This window comes from Lampropedia puyangensis (assembly GCF_004833285.1).
Classification (GTDB): Bacteria; Pseudomonadota; Gammaproteobacteria; order Burkholderiales; family Burkholderiaceae_C; genus Lampropedia; species Lampropedia puyangensis.
Map to the genome: position 1 here is coordinate 172,515 of NZ_STFG01000005.1, position 23,515 is coordinate 196,029.

Below are 23,515 nucleotides of genomic sequence, written 5' to 3' on the forward strand. Positions count from 1 at the left end.
TGAGGCAATCACAAAAAAAACCACTGACTCTAATTGGAGTCAGTGGTTTTTTTATGATGTGAAGATTGCTCACCAAGCAATACGGGCGACACTTTCTTTCGTGTCTTTAGGGTCTTTCTCCCCATTTTTGATGGACACAAACAGTACATTTTCCTGTGCGTCTTGTGCCAACGTATTTGGGTGTGTTGGCACGGCAATAGTGTCTAGCTTGGTGTAGCTGTTGCTGTCAAACACAGTGATGGTGCCTGCGCCGCGATTGGTCACGTAGAGGCGTTGGCGTGCGCTGTCAAGCCACAACTGCAACGGTTCCGCATCAGTTGGAATACTGGCCAATGCTTTGCCGCTGTCAGCATCTAACACAACAACACGGTGACCAAGGCCATTGGCTTTGAATTCAGGCACAACCTTTGCGAGATAGTTATTGAGCGTTTCAGAGCCTTGATCGGTCACGAACAGGCGGTTGGTTGCAACGTCGAGCACCATGTTCATGGGTTGTTCTAAATCTGTTTTGACGCGTTTATCAATCGTCAGCGTACGGGTGTTGATGGTCAACACTTCGCCAAGCAAATTACTGACGAATAAGCGCTCGCCTGCAGCATCAAGCAAAATACCAGGGGCTTTTGCTTGGCCTAAGCCTTCAATTTTTTTCTCCACTTTCAGTGTTTGCGTATTGATGGCATATAGAACACTGCCGGCGTCAAAACCATGCGCGGCAATGTAGACACGTTGTTTGGCAGGATCTACCACCAACTGGCGCAAATCCCGTGCGTAGCGGGCTTTGCCATCTGCCCCCGTGGTTTTTTCTTCCAACTGAATCACGGCCAGCTCACGTTGGCTTTGAATATCCACGACAGTCAAAGAGGTGTCGACAGTATTGCCGACATACAAGCGACCTGCCGCTTCATCAATAGCCAAGCCAAAAGCTTTACGCTGGAGCGGAATTTCAGCCTCAATAGCCAGAGTGTGAGGATTCAGGCGCAAGACCTTGGGTGTATCGGCTTGTTCGCCCCAGCCGCCTGACGATGTGACAAATACGGCTTGGTATTTTGGCGAGTAGACCAACTCGTACAAGCCTTTGGCAATGGCCTTGCGTTGGACGCTCTCAGCGTTAACCGGCTGATAGATGGCAGAAGCTGTACCTGATTGGAGCGTATCTGAATTGGCGCATCCCGCTAATGTAGCCAGCGCAGCGATGGACAGAGCCATTGCGCCCCAATACGGTTGAATTCGTTTCATAGAAGTGCCTTTCGATAGTGCAGTGAAGAATGTGGTTTCAAAATGGGGCTGAATTCGCTTTAGCTAAGAAATTGATAAAGGCGTTAATCCATCACCCAGGTTCCGTGACGTTGGCTAAGCAGTGCGGACGCTTAGTTCGCGCACTCAATTCAAACGCTCTTGGTGGCTCTGGCTTTAATTGCTGAGTGCGCGCGCCTGCGCGCAAGCGCAACCAAAACCGATAAAACGACTGCCGCAGCTGCATTGAGGTGTCCAAACCAGGCAACCATGGCCAGTGATGGTCTGGATGCCACCCCTACAGCGATAAGTGACCCCACCAGAGCCAGCCAGCCAGCACTGCGCAAGACGAGGTTGCTGCGTGCCGAAAGTTCGCGGCCATACCAATCACTTTGGTACTTGTCCATAGACATCGCCAGCGCTGCCATGGAGATCAGGCATAAAGCATGCATTCCGATATGGTTCATAGTGCTTGATCGTGAGAGGAGTGGGCCACAGGAGTGGCTGCGGTTGCCGCATCTGTTGCTGAGGCAACTGAAGGTGCGGCTTTATGGCTTGCATGGCTGGCAGAGGGCTTTGCTTTTTTAGGCGTAGCCGATTTAGGAACATAGCGCTGCACGCGCCACCACAGCATGGCATGCAGAGCCGCCAGTGCCAACAAGGTCAAGTCCAGGCCGGCAAAGACCCAATCTCCAGCAAATAAACTCGTCACCAATCCGCGTTCAGTGGTGAGGGCATTGACGATGGGAAGCCCGGCCAGCATCACCACCGCCAATCCGAGCGATTCCAGCCACGCTTTTTTGACTGGCCTCACAAAACACCAAAGTGCCACGACTGCCCAGACGATGAACATCACATCCACCTCCCATGTTGCGCGGGTTTTCAGTTCGACCGGCAATAGACGGTTGGCCCAAAGCATGGTAGCCATACCGCATGACAGGCCGGCAATGGTGCCAATATTCAAACGCTCGACCAATCGAAAGCCAAAGTAAGGCTTGCTGGGGTCAGGCAACCGGGCCCGTCGCTTGACCGTCCACAGAACCAAGCCTGTGCCAACCATGGCTGTTCCAGCCAGACTCGAGAGGAAGTACAGCCAGCGGGTTGCCACATCACCAAAACGGCCCAAGTGCAGTGCATACAGCACGCCTCTGGTTTCTGCGGCTGCACCAACCCCATTTTGCTGCGCCAGCAAATGGCCCGTTACGCCATCGAATTGCAGCCAATGGGGACTGATGTTGGGCCGCTGGATGTCGCTGCGCAGAACGTAAACGCGGGCGTTGGCATCACCTGGGTTATCGATCGAGACCCGGCTGACCGAATCCGGCCCCCACATTGCTTCTCCTTGCGCGATCATGGTTTGTAAAGAAACCATTGGTGCCGCTTGGCCTGCGGCAGGTTGTGGATCATTAAAGAGATACATTTTGGAGTTCAGCGCCTGCCGCTCTTCTGCATTGCGAAAGGCTGCATCGCTGCCCCAAGGCATGTACATCAGCATCAACGTCACCAAGCCTGTGTACGTGATCATGGCGTGAAAGGGTAAGCCAAATACCGAAAGCAGGTTATGGGCATCCCACCACGAACGTTGGCCCTTGCCCCAGCGGAAGGTAAAGAAATCTATGAAGATTTTTTTATGAATGATCACTCCAGTAATGATGGCCACCAACATGAACATGCCAGCCAAGCCTGCCAGCCAGCGTCCCCACATCACGGGCATGTAGTGCAATTGGAAATGAAAACGATAGAAAAAATCGCCTCCACGCGTAGCCCTGGCGTGGCGCTCCAATTGCTCGCCTGTTTGAGGGTCGAAATCTCCTGAGTTGAAACCGCGTCTGCCGCCTTCTGGCGTGCGCCAATAGGCACTGGCGATGGGATGGCGCTGCGTTGGTAGCGAGATTGACCATTGCGTGGCCGTTGGTGCTTGCTGCGCCAAAGTTTGGGCGACCCGATCGGCCACCCCGCTGTAATTGGCTGTTGGAGTAAAAGGCAGCTCAGGCCGCATCCATTGGCTGATTTCCTCTTTGAAGAAACTGACTGTGCCTGTGAGGAACATGGCATACAGAAGCCAGCCCGCGAGTAAACCCAGCCAAGTGTGCAGCGGCGTCATCGACTGGCGAAACCCCGCTTTGGCTGCTGGCTTGGCTGCTTTTTTCGGCTTGTCTGGTGCTGGAGGCTGATCGTTGTTGGCAGCTTGTTCGGGGTGCTTATTTGTTGTGGAGAGGGCCATCATGCACTCCACACCACAACAGCAAAAGGCAGCAGTGCCAGCGCGGCGCATCCAAGACCCCACCATGCTTTGCTGGCACTGCTTGCGGCAAACACCCATAAAACAGCCATAGACCACACCAAAAAACTGCCCAGCATTCCCCATAACACGTTGCCAGCTGTTTCGCCTGGCAAGGCCACTAGCGCAACACTAAAGAGCGCGCCAAGTGCATATCCCCCAAAGGCTGCCGCCGCAATGCGCGAGAGCAATGGGCCTTGGCGCAGCACTGCAGCCACTGGGGCTAGGGGGCCTGGAGTTGATGAGGAAGGGGAGTCGTTTGGTGTAGACATGGTTGCTTTAAAAACGTGCGTTGAGCGACAGTTGCCAACTGCGCGAATCGCCGTAGTAGTTGTTAATTCCTGAGCCCACTTGCATGTAGTAGACCTTGTCGAACAGGTTGTTGACGTTCAATTGCATTGACCAATCCTTATTGAAGGCGTATTTGGCCATTGCGCTGTATAGGGCCAAGCCGCCTTGGCGGTAGGTCACGCCGCGCGTGGTGGCGTACTTGTCGCTTTGTGCTTGCACGCCGCCACCAAGCGTCAGACCACTAAGGGCGCCATCAAAGCGATAGCTGCTGTACAGACGCAGAATGTGCTTGGGATCGAGTGAGCGCAGTGGCTTACCCACGTTGCTGGCAGTGCTGTCACGCAGGTATTTCGTGCTGGTGTTGGTATAGCTGCCTGAGAGGTTCCAGCGAGGTGTGATCTGACCTTGCAGCTCAGCTTCCCAGCCTTGGCTGCGGGTCTTTCCACCTGCCATCTTGCAATATCCCGTTGTATAGCTGGGCAAGCACGGATCAGGCGTAGCCGTGTCATCCACAGCCTTACCTATGTTGTTGATGCGAAATACTGATAGAGACGCCTGCAGGCGTCCATCCATCAAATCTCCCTTGATGCCGGTTTCATAGTTTTCACCGCGTACTGGCGCAATGATGTTGCCTGCCGCATTGAACGCTTGCTGGGGTTTGAAAATTTCGGTATAGGCCGCATACAGGCTCCAGTCTTGGGAGACGTCATACACCAGCCCCAAGTATGGTGTGACTTCACGATTGACGGCGTAATTTCTCGATGGTGTGGCAGGAACTTGGTAGTTCCACCAGCTTACGCGGGCTCCGACAATGGCTGTGAGCGGGTCCGTCAACGACAGGCGTGCGGTGGCAAAAGCACCGCGTTGGCGCGTATAACTTGGGGCATAACGTGTGGGCTCTCCACTGATCACAGGCATCGGAATGTCGTTGTACGGATCCAGTGTACGGATATCGTCCACATCGACGGTGATCTGACTGCTCCAGCCATAGCCAAAACCGTTGTCGCGCACGCGCTGCAAATCAGTGCCGAGCACCAGCTCATGCTTGCGACCAGCCAGTTCAAATGGGCCGTTGGCCGTAAAACCTAGATTGCCTTGAGTCACAGCCATGCCGCCATATACAGAGGCGGTCATCTCGCCTGCGTAAGGATTGCTGGGGTTAGGCGTGAAATAGCTTTGACGATAGGATTTCAAACCGGTTTGCGACCAAGAACCCATTAATTTCAAGTCCCAACCATTGCGCAGTGCGTGTTTGAGATCAAAAAAAGTTTCATGCTTATCGCGGTCAGCTTGGCTCCAAGATGCACCAATGTATGTTTGCCGTGGCAACCCCAGTTGTGAGCCATCCGGATGGGTTGGCAAGCTACCTAACGCCCCCGTGGCATTCATCCGTGAATATTGCCAGCCAGCAGTCAATTCAGTCTCAGGGGCCAAGTCCGCTTGCAACACGCCATACAGAACGCGGCGGTTGTCATGGCGAACCGTTTGCATCAGGTTTTTGTTTTCGCCCGCAGCCACAAAGCGGCCGCGCACTGTGCCTGCTGCGTTGAGTGGCCCAGAAATGTCGAATTCGCCACGGCGTTTGTCGCGCGATCCGACGATCGCAGCTACTTGCGACTGGAATGCATGGGTTGGCATTTTGCGCACCACGTTCACCGTCGCCGAAGGATTGCCCGCACCCCGCATAAGGCCGTTGGCACCTCGAATGACTTCAACGCGATCCAATACGGCGGTATCGGTTTGGATGCCGCTGATACCGGCCTGATAGTCGCTTAGTCCATCAACCTGCATGGAGTCGATCTGATGCCCGCGTGCGTAAAAGCTGATGCGCTCACTATCTACGTAGTTGATCGTCACGCCTGGTGCCGCAGTGGTTAGCACATCCTGCAAATTGGTCATGGCTTGTTCTTCCATTTGCTGGCGAGAAACTACCGTCACCGGTTGCGGTGTATGGCGCAAATCCTGTGTTCCCTTGAAGGCGGTGATGGCCGTGCCACCATACGCACCAGAGTTTTCTGTGCGAGGGCTCGCTTGTGCCGAGACCACTACTTCAGGCAAGGTATTGCCCATCGCTGAAGCATTACTGCGCGGTGCAGGTATCCCTTGCAGTACATAAATTCCATTGACTTGCTGCACCACTTCCAGCGCAGTGCCTTGCAGCAGTTGTGCAAAGCCAGACGCCACACTGTGTGGCCCCTGTACACCAGCACTGTGCAAGCCTTGTGTCAATTGCGCATCGGCAGATAACTGCACACCTGCTTGCGCTGCAAAACGTGGAAGCACCTGTGCCAAAGGACCAGCTTCAATCGCGAAGTGCTGCATGCCTTCTGCGGCTGGCGCTGGCGCGACAACTTGCGCTGTACTGATGACCGGATTGGTCAATGCAAGCGCAGCGGCACATGCACTGGCCAAATGGCTCATGCGTAGTTTGGGCAACCAAGTTGGGCTTTGCATTGGGCAGTCAACGAGGCCGATTAAGCGCTTCTGTACGCCTGGCGTGGTCATGCGATAGTCCTTTCTGAGGTGGTATGGGCAACGGTTTGCATTCAAAGCAGCCACCACAATCGCGGTGGCTTCTCTTTCATGCCACTTGGCACAGGGCTAAGAGGAACCTGTACCCCTCAGAAAGTTGTCAGTAAATGTAGGCGCGGAGTATGTTGGCATCTCAACGTGCTCCTACACGAATCCACCATGGCGTCACACGCATCACTTTGATGGGCAAAGCCTCTGCCAGCGAGTCGAGTACCGCATCAGTATCATCGAGGCGGTAGACCCCAATCAAATGCAAATTCGCCACCTCTGGGGCGCAGTCAATTCGGCCTCGCCGGTGGCGCGCAAGTTCGCGCAAAAATGCATCGAGCTGAATGTCTTGTGCAAGCAGTACGCCGCTGCGCCAGAGTTGCCTTTCAGGCGTTGCTGCTTGCTGCGCCTGAATACCGGCGGCGGAGAACCGCACGCGCTCACCTACTGCAATCGTGTGCGCTTTCAAGCCAGTTTGCGTGGCAAAGGGCAGGGGTTCTATTCGCACAGCGCCTTCATATACGCTCACATCGACTGCATCCGCATCAAGCCAGACACTGAATTGCGTGCCCAGTGCGCGCAAGCGAGCCAATGGGGTTTCGACCAATAAATCTCTCGCTGGAATAGTTGCATCCTTGCCGCTTTGCAGCCACAGCTCGCCTTCCAGCAAGGCAATTGAACGCTCATGCGCGTTGTAGTTCACTTGAGCAGTGCTCGCACTGTTGAGCCACAGTGCGCTGCCATCAGCCAATGTAAAGCCCGCACGCTCCCCAGTTGCCGTACGGTGGCTGCCCCGGGGGTAAATCGCCCAAGGGCTATAGTGCAGGGCAGACCAGCTCCCCAAACCCAACGCGGCCATGATGGTTAAAGCAGTAAGGCTGCGGCGCTTGTGTAAGCGTTGTTGGCCAACGCGGTCCAATATACGCCCCACGTGCTCACGTTCGGGTTCATGCAAACCTTGCAAGTGACCGATGCGTGCGCCTATCTGTTCAACCCGTGCCCAAGCTTGGCGATGTGCAATATCGGCATCCAACCAGGTTTGCCATTGCACTCGGGCTTGACTAGGGGCGCAGTCATCCCCCAAGAGCGCGAACCAATGGGCAGCTTCGCTCAAGACTTTGGCATTCAGTGGAGCAGGGCGGTTGAGGTCCATTGCAGCGGTATATGCAATACAAATATCGAGCTGGCTTAGGCTTCGCTCAATGCCGACTCCACATTGCCCCAAGCGTCGCTGAGCAAACAGTGCAGCATGGCTTGCGCCATGTATTTGCGCACCATGCGTGTGGAGACCTGCAACTGCGCAGCAATCTGCGCGTAGTTCAGCCCTTCCAATTGAGCCAGAACAAAGGCACGGTAGGCTTTTGGATTCAAACCAGCGAGCAGCGCATCGAGTTCCATGACGATTTGCTGCAATTGCAAACGTTGTTCTGGTGTGGGCGCGTAGTGCTCGGCAACCAAAGCGAGCGTCTCAAGGCATGCGCGCTCTACATCCAGATGCCGCCAATGGTTGACGACCAAACCATGGGCTACTGTGCGCAGCAATGCGCGGGGCTGCTCGATGCCTGCGAAGTCAAAGGCGTCTTTGCTTGCTAAACGTACAAAGGTGTCTTGTGCCAAGTCCTGTGCATCGAAGCAATTGCCCAGTCGCCGCTCCAGCCATGCCAATAGCCAACGATGGTGGCCTTGGTAGAGCCCACTAAGCGTTGCCACTGGTGCTTCGCTAGTTATTAAGGGCAGAGGCGTAAGTGCCTGATTCATGGGCTATAGAGCAAAAAAGTGCGCTAACGCGCAAGTGGCAGGGATACAAACACACAGCTGTCTTGCTCTATGGATCGAGCACTGATGGTTGACTGTTCGAGAGCGACGCCCAGTCCAAGTGCTTAACTTCACACTATTTGGAAGTCGCTAGATGAGGCGTGTTTGCATCTAATTTTGCGTATTATATTAAGAATCAGTATCATTAAATTTCAATTGCCGGCAACCATCTTTGCTATCAGGGCCATCCTAGGAGTTATTCAGCTTCTATTGCGCAGCAAAAGAAGTAATCTCCACTCGTAAATTGGGAGAGTGAGTAAGCAACTCAATGGGCTTTTTGGTGCAAGCGCGCACACCATAAGACGCCAGCAATCAGCGCAGTCATTGCTAACCACTCTTGCACACCAGGCCAACGCCATTCGTACAGGAACCCATAAACAAGAGCAAAGATGGTTTCAAAAACGATCATTTGCCCAATCATCGTCAGGGGTAAAAGGCGGCTTGCATGGTTCCAGAATGCATTGCCAACAACAGAGGCCAAAATGGCCAAGGTACCCGTAATCACCCAAAACCGCAGCCAGTTTTGATCTGAGAAATCAGACGCCGCCGTCCACCAAGGGACGCCAAAAGCAGGAATTGCGAGAAGGATGGCCAACGCCCCCGTGACCAGCCCAGTCAGTAAAGACCAGTCCCATGGAGAAATATCACGGCGGCGCATCAGCCATTGGCTATTCCAGATGGAGTAGGTTGACCAAGTTAATAAAGCACCTGCTGCCGCAAGCAGTCCCAGTGCACGTTGCCATGTATTGGTCGATTCCGTTGCGGCAGAGCCATGCGTGAGGCTGTGCATGGCCACCAATGCCGTGCCGAGGACACACAGACATAAAGGCGCCAACATAGCGGTTAAGGAAACTGTCTTGTGGCTGCGAAGTCCCATCAATGTGGAAACTACGGGGATGAGCCCAATGATCAATGCAGTGGGGGCTGCACCTGCCCACTGCACTCCCCAAACCAGCAACACGTAGTAGACGATATTGCCCAGAAGACTCAGGCCCAGCAGCGCTTGCCATTCGGCACGCCCTAAACGACCAAATACCTGGCGCCAGCGCGGCAAAATCAACAAAAGTGCAACCCCGCCATATACAAGGTAGCGGGCCGCCGACAATTGCCATGCATTGGCTTGGGGAAGCAGTAGTGGGATTACAAAAATCAAGCCCCAAAAAGCGCCCGCAGACATACTGCTGAGAATGCCTGCGCCGACTCGGTATGACGGCGCAGTGACTGGGTGTTCTGCTGGCGTGAGTGCAGCTTGGTTGGACGTGGACATGAACAATAGATCAAGAGGAAACAGCGGGCGATACTAGCACCATCACAGGAAAAAAAGAGCCTTGGCATTGCCAAGGCTTCTAGACTTGATGCATGCAGGTGCATCAGTGCAGTCCATGTTTATGCTGTTGGTAGTTGATAGCCTTGCAAGCTTTCACGAACTTTGGTTTTGAGCATCTTGCCTGTTGCCCCAAGCGGGATGGCTTCCACGAACACCACGTCATCTGGAATTTGCCATTTCGCCAATTTGCCATCATAAAACTGAAGAAGTTCTTCTTTAGTGACTTGCTGCCCAGGCTTGAGCGAGACCACCACAATAGGGCGCTCATCCCACTTTGGATGGGGCATGCCGATGGACGCCGCCATCGCAACAGCAGGGTGGGCCATCGCGATGTTTTCAATGTCAATGGAGCTGATCCATTCCCCCCCTGATTTGATGACGTCTTTGCTGCGATCGGTGATCTGCATAAAACCATCGGCATCAATGGTCGCCACATCACCAGTGGGAAACCAACCTCTGCCCTGAGCGTCGTAGACCAGCGGATCATTGCCTTCTTGCTTGTAATACTTTGAAATGATCCAAGGTCCACGCACCAGCAAGTCACCATAGGTTTTACCATCCCAAGGTTGATCTTCGCCGTTTTCGTTGACAATTTTCATATCAACGCCATAAACCGTACGGCCTTGCTTTTCCAGGATTTTTTGCTGTTCAGCTTCGCTGAGTTGGAGTTGCTTGTTCTTGAGCTTACCCAATGTGCCCAGTGGGCTCATTTCGGTCATCCCCCATGCGTGCAAGACTTTCACATTCAAAACATCTTCAAAGGTTTTGATCATGGCTGGCGGGCAAGCCGAGCCCCCAATGACGGTTCGGTTGAGTGTGCTGAATTTCAAATTGTTGGGCAGGATGTGGCCCAGTAACATTTGCCAAATAGTAGGAACGCCGGCCGCCATGGTGACGCCTTCGGCTTCAACCAACTCATAAATGGATTTGCCATCCATGGCCGGCCCTGGAAACACGACTTTGGCCCCTGTAATGGCCGCTGCATAAGGCAAGCCCCAAGCATTGACGTGAAACATAGGCACCACAGGCAATACGGCATCGGTTGCGGACAGGCACATTACATCTGGCAATGCGGCGCCATACGCGTGCAAGGTGGTAGAGCGATGGCTGTACAGCGCAGCCTTGGGATTGCCCGTAGTGCCACTGGTGTAGCACATGCTGGAGGCAGTGTTTTCATCCAAATCAGGCCATTTGTAGGTAGTGGCTTGTCCGCCAATCCAGGCCTCATAACTGAGCAGTTGGGGGATACCGGTATCTGCAGGCAATTTATCTGCATCGCACAGAGCAACCCACTGCTTGACCCCCGGACATTTGCTGTGCACGGCTTGAATAATGGGCGTGAATGTGGTGTCAAAGCACACAATCACATCTTCAGCATGGTTGATGATCCATGCTACCTGTTCCGGGTGCAGGCGTGGGTTGATGGTGTGCAGCACGCGGCCTGAGCCACTGACACCGAAGTACAACTCCATATGGCGGTAGCCATTCCATGCCAGACTGGCTACGCGATCGCCTTGGGCAACGCTCGATGCATCCAACGCATTGGCTACCTGGCGTGAGCGTGCGGCCAGCTCGGTGTAGGTGTAACGGTGAATATCGCCTTCTACACGGCGCGAGACAATTTCACCATCATGGTGGTGGCGAGCCGCATGCTCGATCATGGCTGAAATCAAAAGTGGTTGGTGCTGCATTAAACCCAGCATGTGTTCTCCTTAATCGTTTTGTTTGTCTGCATTGGTGCTTCACATCCTCGTGCGCCGGGGCCGACGCAGGGGTGAAGAATGGAAAGCGATGTCTCGCTCAGAACCATTGTCATCCAAGTTTGCGCGTTCGCAGGTCATTTTGTTGTCAACACTTGCCACTTTTTTATGCATAAGGAGGTGGGCAAAGCATTCGCCTAACGATACATGCATGTATGCACGTGCTGTGTGCGGCCGTTAACCCATCTGTCTGAATGGGCTCTTGCGCAAGAGAAATGGGGTGGAGCACATGCATGCAGCTGACGAACACGCTTGCACGCAGGGCTGCATGAGGGCAGGCCTGCACGAAGTGAAGCGAATCAATAGCGCGTATGGTTGCTGTCAGTGCGACTCAAGCGTAGAGGGGGCAAAGCTTGTCCACCGTTCGTTGAATCGCCGAATGCATACAGAACAATCGCCTCATCACTGGTGGGGCGTTCAATACGGGCAATACGACGCCATCCTTGAGCCAATAAATGGGGCTCGTAATGCCGGACTTGGTGTGCGGCAACCATGCTCTGTGGGCATGCGACGTTCGCCGTTGGTGCCTGCAGTGGCCATTGCGCCTGTACTGCAAAAGCCGCACGTTGTGCCGCATTGAGGCCGTATGCCCAGATGCATTGCGTCTGCTTAGGGATGTACGGCGCCATCTTCTCGATTTGAGGCGCAAAGCTTCGACCGTAATCAAGCATAGGCAACCACAGCGTCATCACCAAAACAACGCACCATGTGGCTCCGCCTGCAGGCAGCACCAAGCTCTTCCACAGCGCCGCTTGGTGTCTACCCGTACGCCACACTACGACAGAGAGCCAAATTACCGTCGCAGCAACAGCCAAACTGAGATCGACAGCAGAAAATGTAGGGACATATTCAGGAGCCAATTTGGCGACATTGGCAGCTGGTTTAGCGGGAAAGCCGGTTTGTGTTGCCGTCCAAATCACCCAAATGGCGATGCCACAGATGGTGAAGAACAGCATCGTGAACCAATCAATCAGGGACGACACGCTGCGCCGCATTGTCGGCAGCGCAAATGCGGCCATGGTTGCAGCCATGGGCAAGCTCAAGAACAGTGTTCGATCACGGGCTGACCCGGTCGAACACGCGGCCAATAACACCGTCATGGCGATCAAGCCCAGCGGCAATGCTAAATGGAAGCTCGGAGCGCGATTGAATAGGTGAGCACGCCAACGGTACAGTGCCCAGCAGGCCAGCGGCCAGGCTGGCCAGCCAAACCAGATCAGAAGTTTGAGAAAACTGGTCCATTGAGAGAGGGTTGACAGTTCCCACCGGTATTGCTCAACCTGAAAAAAATTAGGCAACCAGAGTTTGGCCAGCAGAGCAACCACCGTGCCTGTTACAACGTACGCACCAATAGCCCGTGTATTCGGTGTGCGGCGCAATAGGGCCAATACCAGCAGACCTACAAGCGTAGCCCCTCCTGCAAGTCCCCCCCATGCAAGTCCTCCGCTGGTTAACAGCACGAATGCGGCAACCACGGTGATGAGGCAGCCGCGTAATATGTGATTGGTCGGCTGCGCAAATCCTAGAAACAACAAGCTTGCGCCGAACAGCTGCACCAGTGTTGCGCTGACTTCATGGGAAAACTGCACAAGCCCAAAGCAGGCAATCAGGGCCAGCACGCTGCCATCCGCAATAGCGCGTGCATAGCCTTGAGGGTCGGCTTCGCCGCCAAAGGCAAAAGCCACAGGTTGGGCTTCATCTCGCCGGGCCAGATAAAACGTCGCCCACCACACAGCGGCAAAACTGAGCAGCACCATTCCCATAAAAGGCAGACGGGCTACCAATTGTGGATCAATCCACGATGGTGCTATTTTCAGTGCCACTGCTCCCAACCAGATTGGCAACACATGGTTGGCAGGCTCTAGAGACAGCCCCACCAGTTCAGGTGTGAACCAATCGGTATGCCCTTGTGCAAGCGCCTGGATATAGCCGTAAGTGGCCATGTCCTCGTTTTTCCATGGATGGCGTCCAATAAAGCCGGCACAGGTATAGACCAAGCACAACAACCATAACCACAGTCGCGGCAGGGTGCGAACGGCTGCTTGGGTCACAATGGCTGGAGTAGGGAGTTTGGTATTCACGCGCTAGACAATCATCTTGGCCATGCATCGCATCATCGCATGCTAGGCCGCTAGTAAAACGCTAGGAGGGCGAGCTTGAGAGGTTACATAAAAAAAGCAGCGCGACCACAAAATCGTGCTGCTTTTATTTTCCTTCGAAGAGAAGGACTGCGGAAAGCGAAAATTACTTAGCGCCGCCGATTTTGCCGAAACGGTTGCGGAATTTCTCAACGCGACCGCCCATGTTGTCCACAGATTTTTGAGTACCTGTGTAGAAAGGGTGTGATTCGCTGGAAGTATCCAGCTTGAACAATGGCAGTTCACGGCCATCGTCAGTCGTACCTGTTTCTTTTGTTGGAACGCAGGAACGTGTTACGAACTTGAAGCCGTTGGACAAGTCAACGAACAGCACTTCGCGGTAATTAGGGTGAATGCCTTCTTTCATGGCGTATCTCTTTAACTTTTCTCTTGCTATTTGGGATAAGGGCAAGAACCTCGCGCCAGCCACGCCGGACACCCATTGCCCAAGCACTTAGCGCAGAAAACGGCGGATTATCGCATGTTTGTCTGACTTTTGAAAAGTCTTTTACAGCGCGCTATCTTCCAGCTCTGCGATCAACTCGATTTCAACGCATGCCCCCATTGGCAATTGGGCTACGCCAAAGGCGCTGCGCGCGTGAACGCCTTTGTCGCCAAGTATCTCAACGAGAAACTCACTTACCCCATTGGTCACCAAATGGTGCTCGGTGTAATCTGCCGTGGAGTTGACCAGGCTGAGCACTTTAACGATGCGCTTGACCCGCTCCAAATCACCGCCTGCTGCGGCCTGGAGGGTCGAAAGCAAGTCAATACCAACAGCACGGGCTGCGAGCTTGCCTTCTCCTGTGGTCAGGTCTTTGCCCAATTGACCAACCCATGCTGCGCCGTCTTTTTTTGCGATATGGCCACTGAGGAAAACCAGATTGCCAGTTTGCGAATACATCGAATACGCTGCAACTGGCTTTGCTGCCGGTGGCAAAGTGATTTGAAGAGCTTGGAGTTTCTCGTAAATTCCCATGGCAAACCTTTCGTTGATTGGGCAAATGGCTCAGAAGCAACTGCAGCGCCATCAACGATGCCGTAAGGCCATGGATATGTTGGTGGACGCATATGCAAACGCAGCCGCGATCATACGGCAATGCGCTTGTGCGTAGATCGCAGGCAATAGATGGCTAAAGCACAGCGATTGCCAAGCATATGCAAAACAAAATACTGTCATTAAGAGTGAGGGGCACCTTTGGGCATATCAAACGCATTACACCCCTCAGTGGGGCGTCAATATGGCACATACCGTTTTGGTTTACTGGGCTGGCTGACTGCGTTTGCAGTGGGCATTGCGTTGCAAATGCACCAACCGGAGTTATTTGCAGCTTGGGTTTATATCTTCCTCACGGTTGTAGCAGGAGGGGTGTTGGCCATCGTGCAGGTTCTGGTGCACCGCTGCCTACCACAGGCGCGGTCAGTATTTTGGCCTCAACGCAATTTCGCTATTCAAGCCATGGCGCCATGGCTGATGGTTGCCTTACTAGGCTTTGGCTGGGCAGGCATGCGTGCCGCATGGTTTGCGCAATCTGCTTTACCAGCTGCGTTGTACGGTGCTGATGTCTCTGTGCGTGGCGTGGTTGCGGGCTTGCCACGCGTGCAGGATGGTGTCGTGCGTTTTCGGTTTGACGCCGAAACTATTGGCCAAGAGGGAGATGCACACCACCAGAAATTGCCGCAACTGATCGAGGTGGCTTGGTATGCCCCGTCATCGACGCCATTTGCATCGAAGGCAATGGCTGAGCCGCACCAAGATCATGTGCAATTTCACGTTTGGCCCGGCCAAACCTTAAAAGTGGGAGATCGCTGGATACTGACTCTACGCTTGCGTCAACCAAGAGGGGTGCGTAACCCCGGCATGTTTGATTACGAAAAATGGCTATGGCAAGAAGGCGTTCAAGCCTCGGCTGTCGTGCGAGATCCACCAAATAATACCGCGCCATTATGGCTAGGTGATTCTGGAGGTTATCGTCTTGATCGTATGCGCCAATGGGTGCGTGACCATTTGCTTGCGCCACGTGCACAAACCAATCCGAGTGCACTATCAGAGCGCAGCGCAGGCGTACTGGCCGCATTGGTTACAGGAGATCAACGCAGCATTGACCAAGAAGACTGGGAAGTCTTTCGTATTACAGGAGTGGCCCATCTCATGGCCATTTCGGGGGTGCATATCACCATGTTTGCATGGGTCGCCATGGCCATTGTTGGCGGCTTATGGCGGCATAGCCGCCGGTGTATGGCTTGGCAGCCTGCACCGACAGCTGCGCTATGGGGTGGTTTGGCTTTGGCAGCAGCTTACGCGTTGTTCAGTGGTTGGCAGGTGCCGGCGCAACGTACAGTGCTGATGTTGGGTATCTGGGCAGTGATTCGTACCGCTGGCTTGCGCTGGCCTTGGCATGCGACGCTGGCATTGGCCGCATGCATTGTCCTGTTGGTACAGCCATGGGCTTTGCAACAAGCAGGGTTTTGGTTGAGTTTTGTCGCCGTGGGCGTTTTACTGGTATTGGCCCAGCGCACGCAAGATGCAGCAAAAGGCAGTCTGTCGTCACATGAGCATGAAAAGGAAACCCCCAACTTTGCGCCACCTAATGCCGCCTTCGCAACACTTTTGCGTGGTTGGCGTAAGTTGGTACGGCAAGGGCATCAGTTCTGGCAACTGCAATGGCGTTTGACCTTTTTGCTGGTGCCATTGACCGTGTCTTTATTTGGACAAATTTCTTGGTCAGGCCTGCTTGCAAACTTGATCGCCATTCCTGTAGTGACGTTTGTCGTCACGCCTTTGGGCATGTTGGGCATTGTTTTGGAGCCTGCATTGTGGTGTGCCACTTGGTGTATGGAGCAACTGCTCGCTATCCTTCACTGGATTGCGCAGTGGCCTTTTGCGGCGGTGTTCTGGCCTGCCGTGCCATGGTATTGGGCGGCAGTGGGGCTATTGGGGGCGCTGTGGATGGTTGGGCCGTGGCCTTGGTGGCTCAAGACGCAAGGTGCGGTGCTATTTGTATTGATGCTGACGTGGCGCCCGGCCCCAGTCGCTGAAGGTGAGTTTGCCATCTTGGCATTTGATGTGGGGCAGGGGGCTGCAATATTGGTGCAAACACGCCACCACAGCCTGTTATTTGATGCCGGCCCAAGTTACCGCGGCGGGGGCGATGCAGGTCAGCGCATTGTGTTGCCTGCGTTGCAACGTTGGGGCGTTGCGCTGGATAAGCTGGTACTCAGCCATAGCGACAGCGACCATACTGGCGGCGCTTTTGCGCTGATGCAGGCTTTCCCAAACATGGAGGTGGTTGCGCCTTTTGCTCAGGCTCCTTGGGCACAATCTTCGTTGGTTCGCCCCGACCATCAAATGGCAAGAGCAGACAGGCCCATAAGTCCATGCCACAGCGGCGTAGCATGGGAATGGGATGGTGTTGAATTTGCCTTTCTTTACCCAAGTCACGCCCAGCTGCAGCACTGGTTTTCTCCTGCCGAGAACGGGACAAAGCCCCCCAGCAATGCCACCAGTTGCGTACTCAAAATCCGTACGCGTCAATCAGTACGAGCTTTATTGACAGGCGATATTGGTCGCCTCCAAGAGTTGGAATTGCGCATGGCTGATGCTGCCGCGCTCAAGGCAGATTGGCTTCAAATTCCGCATCATGGCAGTAGCAGTTCCTCTTCTGCTGGGTGGATTGAGGCTGTCAGTCCTCGTTTTGCGATTGCACAGGCTGGCTTTGGCAACCGATTTGGCCACCCCCATGCAGATGTCGTGCAGCGGTATGAAGATATGGGCAGTATTGTCGTGGACTCGCCCCATTGTGGTGCATCACGATGGCAGTCGATGCATCCTCATGCCGTGGTATGTGACCGCCTCGCCCAGCGCCGTTATTGGCAGCGTACAGAGGACTGATGACCAGAGAATGGGCGCCACCCGAAGTGGTGTGGGGCAGGGTTTTTCTGAGAACGAATGCAGGGATTTAAACGGAGCACGCGGCGCAAGTGCGCTACTATTTTGTGCATGGGACGCCGCATAGCCAGTGCTGGCTGAACGTGTTGGTGCATGAGAGGGAGGCTTGCACCAAGACTGGCTGCAAAGCTGGCTAGCTAATTGCTTATGACCAATTGGGGCAACTGATGAGGTGGTAGGAGTTGCCCCATCACACTGGAAAACAATACTATGCAAAAGTTTGACGAAATGTATCAGACCCTGCCCATTGAGCAGGCCAAAGAGCGAGAGCATTACCAAACCTATGCCAAATGGCTCAAAGGCATCCCCCGAGATGAAATGGCGTTGCGGCACGAAGAGGCTGAGGTCATCTTCAGGCAAGTGGGCATCACCTTTGCGGTCTATGGTGAAAAGGATGAAACCGGCGCGGGGACCGAGCGGCTGATTCCTTTTGACCTGATTCCACGCATCATTCCTGCGCATGAGTGGCGCAGCATGGAGCAAGGCCTGATTCAGCGTGTGACAGCCTTGAACCGATTTCTGCACGACGTCTATCACGATCAAGATATCTTGCGTGCAGGCGTGATACCTAAAGACTTGATCCTCAATAACGCGCAATACCGCCCGGAAATGCGTGGAGTCGATGTGGCCAGTCAGATTTATTCGCATATCTCTGGAATTGACATCGTGCGGGCGGGCGATGGGGACTACTATGTTCTGGAAGACAATTTGCGCGTGCCCAGCGGCGTCAGCTACATGTTGGAAAACCGCAAAATGATGATGCGTCTGTTTCCCGAGCTTTTCAGCAGCCATGCCATTGCTCCAGTGGCACATTACCCTGATTTGCTGCTGGAAACACTGCGCGATTGCACCCCTGACAACATTCATGACCCGACGGTCGTCGTCTTGACCCCTGGCATGTACAACAGTGCGTATTTTGAGCATGCCTTCTTGGCCCAGCAAATGGGGGTAGAGCTGGTGCAAGGCCAAGATTTGGTGGTGCAGGATAAATTTGTGTACATGCGCACTACCCGTGGTCTGCAACGGGTCGATGTGATTTACCGCCGTGTGGATGATGACTTCCTAGACCCCGATGTTTTTAGATCCAACTCCACATTGGGCGCGGCTGGTTTGATGGAAGCCTACCGCGCAGGCAATGTGACCATTTGCAATGCAGTGGGTACCGGTGTGGCTGATGACAAATCGGTTTACCCCTACGTGCCAGAAATGGTGCGCTTTTACTTGGGTGAAGAACCCATTTTGAAAAACGTTCCAACTTATATGGGACGTAAACCTGATGACTTGGCTTACGTGTTGGACCATTTGGATGAATTGGTGGTCAAAGAAGTGCATGGGGCGGGCGGCTATGGCATGTTGATTGGCCCACAAGCCTCCAAGGAAGAGTTGCAATATTTCCGTGATGCGCTTAAAGCCAATCCAAGCGGCTATATCGCCCAGCCAACACTGAGTCTCTCCAGTTGCCCCACCTTCGTGGAAAGTGGAGTTGCCCCGCGCCATATTGATTTGCGTCCGTTTGTGCTCAGTGGCAAGACCGTGCGTATCGCCCCTGGTGGGCTAACGCGTGTGGCACTCAAAGAGGGCTCGCTCGTGGTGAATTCATCGCAGGGCGGTGGCACGAAAGACACTTGGGTGCTCGAAGACTGGCCAAGCAGCCGTCAGGAACCAGATTGGAATGATCTGGAACTGCAACAACAGCAATAAGCGCGAGGAGAAAAAACATGCTATCGAGTACGGCTGACCATATTTTCTGGATGTCGCGCTATGTTGAGCGCGCCGAAAACACCGCACGCATGCTGAGCGTCAATAACGACACGGCCCTCATGCCGCAATCTCGCGATGCAGCTATGCAAGCCTGGGCAGGGGTGCTGTCTATTAGCGAATTGCAACCGGACTACACCAGCCGCTATGGCAAAGTCACGCCTGAGCAGGTAATGTCATACATGGTGCTAGATCCCCTCAATCCCTCATCCATCTATTCGTGCTTGAAAGCTGCTCGCGAAAACGCCCGCGCTGTGCGCGGCGCGTTGACCACTGAAGTGTGGGAAACCCACAATATGACGTGGCTAGAGTTGCATCGCTTCACGCGCAGTGGCATTTTCGAGCGTGACCCCGGGCGTTTCTTTGAATGGGTGAAATACCGTTCGCACCTTTCACGCGGTGTTGCATTGGGCACGATGCTGCAAAACGAAGCATTTCACTTCTTGCGTTTGGGCACTTTTTTGGAGCGGGCAGATAACACCGCCAGATTGTTGGATGTGAAATTCCATGCCATGGAAGCCGCCAGCCCTGGCCGTAAAACCCCAGAGCCACGCAGCCATACGCAAGAGTATTACCACTGGGTTGCGTTGTTGCGCAGCGTTTCTGCGTTTGAGGTCTACCGTCAGGTTTATCGTGATGTGGTCAGTCCCAAGCGCATTGCTGAACTGCTGATTTTGCGCAGTGACATGCCCCGATCGCTGCACGCGTCCATGGTGGAGGTCATGACCAACCTTAGCAGCGTATCCAATGGCCATTCAGGCAAAACCGAACGCCGTGCGGGCCGCTTGCTTGCGGACTTGCAGTACGGCACGATTGATGAAATTCTGGCCAATGGTCTGCACGCGTTCTTGACGCAGTTCTTAGAGCGCGTCAATGACCTTGGGGTTGGGGTGAGTAAGGACTTTTTGGTTCACTGATCCGTATTGACACGTCAAGCCAATGCCCTCATGCAAACCATGAGGGCATTGTTATTTCTGAGGAAATCAGCCCATGCGAGCTCAAGAATCCCCGGGTACGATGCGCCTTACTTTTGACCATGCCTTTTTGGGACACGATGGATTGTTCCTTGACCTTAAGTGTCAAATTCGAAGTTGTCGATCAAGCGAGCCCCGCCAATGCGCGCAGCCCCAAGCACCACTAATGGCGGCAAAACATTAGCCCTTGTGGGAGGGAGTTGCAGGTCACTGCGTTGGCGCACTGTGAGGTAATCTGGCTCCCAGCCCGCTTTACTCAATTGCGCAATCGCATCTTGTTCAAGCAGATTCCAATCGCGTGCACCGGCCTGCACTTTGCCAGCTATCTGCTGCAAAACCTGCGCCAGTTGAGTGGCTTGCTGTCTGGCTTGGCTGTCCAAGTACTGGTTGCGTGAGGACAGGGCCAAACCATCTTCTGCGCGTTGCGTATGGCCCGCAAGAATGGCCACAGGCATGGCAAACTGCTGCGCCATACGGCGAATCACGGCCAGCTGCTGGTAGTCTTTTTGACCAAAAATAGCATGTGTGGGGGACACACACTGCAGTAGTTTCATGACAACGGTGCAGACACCGGTGAAAAAGCCTGGCCGAAAGAGGCCTTCGAGCATATCGGCAATGGCAGGGTCTGGCTGCACGCGGAAAGTCTGCGGCTCTGGGTACAGATCCGCCTCGCTGGGTGCAAAAACAATATCGCAGCCTTCAGCGCGGAGTTTTGCGCAGTCATCTTCCAAGGTACGTGGATAAGTGTCGAAGTCTTCGTGCGGCAAAAACTGCAGCCGATTGACAAAAATAGTCGCCACGGTTGTTCCGCCCAAGGCTTTGGCTTGGCGGATCAGGCTGAGGTGCCCGTCGTGCAAATTGCCCATGGTGGGCACCACCGTACGGGGTAGAGGTCGTGCAGCCAAGGCCTGCCGCAATTCAACCAATGTATGAATAACTTGCATGGTGTTCTCAATTTTTCAATAGTGGGGGAAATCGGGGCGTTATGACCAAGCATGCTCAGCATCGATGGGAAACTGCCTTTGCTTGACTGCTTGCACATACGTTTGCATGGCATTGGCAACACTTTCGCTGCCTTGCATGAAATTGCGTACAAATTTAGGCATTTTGCCAATATTCATTCCCAGCATGTCATGCAGAACCAGCACTTGGCCTGCCGTGCCAACACCTGCACCTATACCAATCGTTGCGCAAGATTGCAGTGCTTGGGTGAGTGATGCCGCTAGTGCCACAGGCACCATCTCAAGCACCAGCAACTGGGCTCCGGCATCCGCCAATGCCTGTGCATGTTCGCGCAAGGTTTGTGCCGCATCGTCACTGCGGCCTTGTACACGGTAACCGCCTAGTGCATGCACAGTTTGTGGGGTTAAGCCCAAGTGCCCACAAACAGGAATGCCGCGTTGCGTGAGAAAGTGCACGGTCTCTGCAGTCCAGCCGCCTCCTTCAAGCTTGACCATGTGCGCGCCTGCCTCCATCAAAATAACCGCATTGCCCAGCGCTTGTTCATGCGATTGCTGGTAACTTCCAAAGGGCAAATCGGCCACTACCCATGCGGTACCTTGAACACGGCGTACACCGCGCGCAACACATGCTGTGTGGTAGCGCATCTCCTCCATTGTGACGCCCACCGTACTGTGCCGGCCTTGGCACACCATGCCCAGAGAGTCCCCGACAAGAATGCAATCCACCCCAGCTTGATCCGCAATCGCAGCAAATGTGGCGTCATAGGCCGTGAGCATCGTGATTTTTTCGCCGCGCGCGTGCATTTCCATCAGTCGCGGCAAGCTCACAGGCTTGCGTTGTGCCAACGCAGCCGCAGGCGGCAAAGTTCCGTATGGACTGGCGCTGATGTTGGGCGCAGAAGAGGGGTGTGCCATGGGTTGATGTCTCCAGTTTGTTTTATTGCAATGCAGCATTTCAATGAAGCCGCGGCGATTGTGACATGTATTGTCAAAAAAACGTAGTGACTGTCGCCTAATTGAAGCAGCACGGTAGTGCGCTTTTTCGCTCTCTTGGCTGCGCGCTGTATGGGCCAAGGCTATGATGTGCAGTAGTGATGAACGCAGAATTTTTGCTTGCACTCACCTATATCCTTGCTTTTCATTTGAGCCTAACCATGCAATTCGCACAGCGCCTTCAAAACGTCGAGACATCGGCCATTCGTGAAATTTTCAAACTGCTGAGTACCCCCGGCATCATCAGCTTTGCAGGCGGTTTTCCCGACGCGGCTTTATTTGACGTAGAGGGTATTAACGAAGCTTCTCAACGGGCACTGTCGCAACATCCTGCACTGGCACTTCAATACGGACCAACCGAAGGCTATATGCCGCTGCGCGCGCAAATTGCAGATGGTATGCGAGAGCAGGGCAGTGATGTTCAGGCGACACAATTGATGGTGACAACAGGCAGCCAGCAAGCGCTGGACTTGCTCGGTAAAACAATGCTTTCGCCTGGCGACAAGGTATTGGTAGAAGGTCCCACATTTTTGGCCACCATCCAGTGTTTTCGTCTGTACGGTGCCGAAGTGGTTTCTGTGCCGATTGACCAAGATGGTGTGCAAGTGGATTTGCTGGAGGCACAAATACAGCAGCACAAGCCTAAACTGATTTATCTCATTCCCACTTTCGGCAACCCAAGCGGAGCCATGCTGACATTGGAACGGCGAAAGCGGATTTTGGAATTGGCCGCACAATATAAAGTTCTGGTGGTTGAAGACAATCCCTATGGCGAGCTGTATTTTGATGCGCCACCTCCACCCACTCTTTTGGCATTGAGCGCGCAAGTGCCTGGTAGCCGGGAATGGTTGGCCTATTGCGGCAGCTTTTCAAAGGTCGTTTCCCCCGGTTTGCGTTTGGGCTGGATTGTTGCCCCAGATGCACTGCTCGCCAACGCGGCCATGTGCAAGCAATTCAGTGATGCCAACAGCAGTATGCTGGCCCAAGTTACCGCCAGTGAATATTTGGCTGGTGGGCGTTTACCGCAAGCCTTGGCCAGGGTGCAGAAAGTCTATGCAAGCCGCGCTAAGCTGATGATGGACACACTCAACCAAGAACTTGGCGACGCTTTGCATTACACCGCACCCCAGGGCGGCATGTTCATTTGGGCCAGCCTGACAGGAGCAGGGGGACGCAACAGGGATGCAGCAGCTTTTGTTAAGCGTGGTATTGAGCACGGGGTTGCCGCAGTGCCTGGCGCGCCGTTTTTTGCAACAGACATTGACCACTCCACCTTCCGCATGAGTTATGCCAGCGTGCCTGAAGAGAAAATCATTGAGGGCGTAAAGCGCTTGGCCAAAGCGCTCTGAAAAACTTGTGGTATTGAGCGCTAGGTGCGTTCTGAGCCAAGGCTGCGTTGAAATTTATGGCTCAAGTTAATTGGGAAAGTGTAGTTTCAAAACACTCTTTCGATCTCGACGCAGACCGTTTGGGCTCGCGCTAAGAACGTGTTTACGATCTTTGTAAGCGTATGC

Annotated in this window: 18 protein-coding genes; 4 read left to right on the forward strand and 14 right to left on the reverse strand. The window is 54.0% G+C overall.

Features of this window, described 5'->3' with window-relative positions:
• Positions 1–69: 69 nt before the first annotated feature.
• The 12 genes from E9531_RS07180 to E9531_RS07235 form a co-directional block, all read right to left on the reverse strand.
• Positions 70–1,236: a YncE family protein gene (locus E9531_RS07180; RefSeq protein ID WP_136573068.1), complete on the reverse strand. Its 1,167-nt coding sequence runs from the start codon at positions 1,234–1,236 to the stop codon at positions 70–72.
• Between the two features lie 149 nt (positions 1,237–1,385).
• Complete coding sequence (locus E9531_RS07185) at positions 1,386–1,700, reverse strand: DUF3325 domain-containing protein (RefSeq protein ID WP_136573069.1); 315 nt, start codon at positions 1,698–1,700, stop codon at positions 1,386–1,388.
• Positions 1,697–3,457: a PepSY-associated TM helix domain-containing protein gene (locus E9531_RS07190; RefSeq protein ID WP_211343390.1), complete on the reverse strand. Its 1,761-nt coding sequence runs from the start codon at positions 3,455–3,457 to the stop codon at positions 1,697–1,699. Before E9531_RS07190 ends, E9531_RS07185 begins: the two co-directional genes overlap by 4 nt.
• Positions 3,457–3,786, reverse strand: coding sequence for a DUF3649 domain-containing protein (locus E9531_RS07195; RefSeq protein WP_244610019.1), 330 nt, complete (start codon positions 3,784–3,786; stop codon positions 3,457–3,459). The genes E9531_RS07190 and E9531_RS07195 overlap by 1 nt, the downstream gene beginning before the upstream one ends.
• 7 nt (positions 3,787–3,793) lie before the next feature.
• Positions 3,794–6,310 carry a TonB-dependent siderophore receptor gene (locus E9531_RS07200; RefSeq protein WP_244610020.1) on the reverse strand — a complete coding sequence of 839 codons (2,517 nt, stop codon included), beginning with the start codon at positions 6,308–6,310 and terminating at the stop codon, positions 3,794–3,796.
• 160 nt (positions 6,311–6,470) lie between these two features.
• Positions 6,471–7,478, reverse strand: a complete 1,008-nt coding sequence (locus E9531_RS07205; RefSeq protein ID WP_136573070.1) for a FecR domain-containing protein — start codon at positions 7,476–7,478, stop codon at positions 6,471–6,473.
• A gap of 35 nt (positions 7,479–7,513) precedes the next feature.
• The gene (locus tag E9531_RS07210; RefSeq protein ID WP_136573071.1) at positions 7,514–8,083 is read right to left on the reverse strand and encodes a sigma-70 family RNA polymerase sigma factor; all 570 of its coding nucleotides are present in this window, start codon (positions 8,081–8,083) and stop codon (positions 7,514–7,516) included.
• 322 nt (positions 8,084–8,405) lie between these two features.
• Positions 8,406–9,407, reverse strand: a complete 1,002-nt coding sequence (locus E9531_RS07215; RefSeq protein WP_136573072.1) for a DMT family transporter — start codon at positions 9,405–9,407, stop codon at positions 8,406–8,408.
• A 119-nt stretch (positions 9,408–9,526) separates the two neighbouring features.
• Complete coding sequence (locus tag E9531_RS07220) at positions 9,527–11,170, reverse strand: 3-(methylthio)propionyl-CoA ligase (RefSeq protein WP_136573073.1); 1,644 nt, start codon at positions 11,168–11,170, stop codon at positions 9,527–9,529.
• A 356-nt stretch (positions 11,171–11,526) separates the two neighbouring features.
• Positions 11,527–13,308, reverse strand: coding sequence for a hypothetical protein (locus E9531_RS07225; protein WP_136573074.1), 1,782 nt, complete (start codon positions 13,306–13,308; stop codon positions 11,527–11,529).
• Between the two features lie 163 nt (positions 13,309–13,471).
• Positions 13,472–13,732, reverse strand: coding sequence for a type B 50S ribosomal protein L31 (locus E9531_RS07230; RefSeq protein WP_136573075.1), 261 nt, complete (start codon positions 13,730–13,732; stop codon positions 13,472–13,474).
• A gap of 141 nt (positions 13,733–13,873) precedes the next feature.
• A complete protein-coding gene (locus E9531_RS07235) occupies positions 13,874–14,344 on the reverse strand; it encodes a RidA family protein (RefSeq protein WP_136573076.1) in 471 nt (156 codons plus the stop codon).
• 219 nt (positions 14,345–14,563) lie between these two features.
• Between E9531_RS07235 and E9531_RS07240 the strand changes: the two genes are divergently transcribed.
• From E9531_RS07240 to E9531_RS07250, 3 genes are all read left to right on the forward strand, one after another.
• Positions 14,564–17,257: a DNA internalization-related competence protein ComEC/Rec2 gene (locus E9531_RS07240; RefSeq protein ID WP_136573077.1), complete on the forward strand. Its 2,694-nt coding sequence runs from the start codon at positions 14,564–14,566 to the stop codon at positions 17,255–17,257.
• 267 nt (positions 17,258–17,524) lie between these two features.
• A complete protein-coding gene (locus E9531_RS07245) occupies positions 17,525–19,015 on the forward strand; it encodes a circularly permuted type 2 ATP-grasp protein (protein ID WP_136573078.1) in 1,491 nt (496 codons plus the stop codon).
• A gap of 17 nt (positions 19,016–19,032) precedes the next feature.
• Positions 19,033–19,989 carry an alpha-E domain-containing protein gene (locus E9531_RS07250; RefSeq protein WP_136573079.1) on the forward strand — a complete coding sequence of 319 codons (957 nt, stop codon included), beginning with the start codon at positions 19,033–19,035 and terminating at the stop codon, positions 19,987–19,989.
• Between the two features lie 155 nt (positions 19,990–20,144).
• On the opposite strand, the gene panC is transcribed toward E9531_RS07250, so the two are convergent.
• Together panC and panB are read right to left on the reverse strand one after the other, a co-directional pair.
• Positions 20,145–20,990 carry a pantoate--beta-alanine ligase gene (panC, locus tag E9531_RS07255; RefSeq protein WP_136573080.1) on the reverse strand — a complete coding sequence of 282 codons (846 nt, stop codon included), beginning with the start codon at positions 20,988–20,990 and terminating at the stop codon, positions 20,145–20,147.
• 39 nt (positions 20,991–21,029) lie between these two features.
• The gene (gene panB, locus E9531_RS07260; protein ID WP_136573081.1) at positions 21,030–21,923 is read right to left on the reverse strand and encodes a 3-methyl-2-oxobutanoate hydroxymethyltransferase; all 894 of its coding nucleotides are present in this window, start codon (positions 21,921–21,923) and stop codon (positions 21,030–21,032) included.
• Between the two features lie 239 nt (positions 21,924–22,162).
• Here panB and E9531_RS07265 point away from each other — a divergent pair, with 239 nt between their 5' ends.
• A complete protein-coding gene (locus tag E9531_RS07265) occupies positions 22,163–23,350 on the forward strand; it encodes an aminotransferase-like domain-containing protein (RefSeq protein ID WP_136573082.1) in 1,188 nt (395 codons plus the stop codon).
• Positions 23,351–23,515: the final 165 nt, after the last annotated feature.